Origin of the sequence: Methylobacterium aquaticum (assembly GCF_001043915.1) — a bacterium.
Lineage (GTDB): Bacteria > Pseudomonadota > Alphaproteobacteria > Rhizobiales > Beijerinckiaceae > Methylobacterium > Methylobacterium aquaticum.
Map to the genome: position 1 here is coordinate 1 of NZ_LABX01000394.1, position 697 is coordinate 697.

1 protein-coding gene is annotated in these 697 nt (G+C 70.6%); it reads left to right on the top strand.

Annotation, left to right across the window (positions count from 1 at the left end; translation table 11 throughout):
- On the top strand, positions 1-697 hold a 697-nt coding region (locus VP06_RS32690; RefSeq protein ID WP_048467995.1), incomplete at both ends, for a phosphodiester glycosidase family protein.

The window sequence follows — 697 nt, forward strand, 5'->3', positions numbered from 1 at the left end:
GGCCGGCAGGAGGCCGCCCCCTCCTCCAGCCCGGCGGCCTCCTGCCGGCCGCAGAGCCACGAAGGCCAAGCCTATGCCGTCTGCACCGTCGACCTGCGACGCGCCCGGGTGAAGCTGTTTTGGCGCGGGCCCGACGGCCTGCCCTACGGCTCGCTCTCGCGGCTCGCCGGCCAGCAGGGCGCCAACCTCGCCTTCGCGATGAATGCCGGCATGTACGATACCGGCCTTGCCCCCGTGGGTCTCTACGTCGAGGACGGGCGCGAGCTGAAGGCCGCCAATACCGCCAATGGCCCGGGCAACTTCCATCTGAAGCCGAACGGGGTGTTCTACGTTGCCGGCGACCGGGCTGGCGTGCTCGAGACCGGCCGCTACCTGAAGACCCATCCCCGGACGGAGTTCGCCACCCAGTCCGGCCCGATGCTGGTGATCAACAACCGCATCCATCCCAAGATCTCCGAGGACGGGCCCTCGCAGAAGATCCGCAACGGCGTCGGCGTGCGGCCGGACGGCCACACCGCTGTGTTCGCGATCTCGGAGGCGCCCGTGAGCTTCGGAGCCTTCGCGCGGCTTTTTCGCGATGCGCTGGGCTGTCCCAACGCGCTGTTCCTCGATGGCAGCGTGTCGAGCCTCTACGCCCCCTCGCTCGGCCGGCAGGACCTGAGCCGGCCGCTCGGGCCGCTCGTCGGCGCCGTGACCA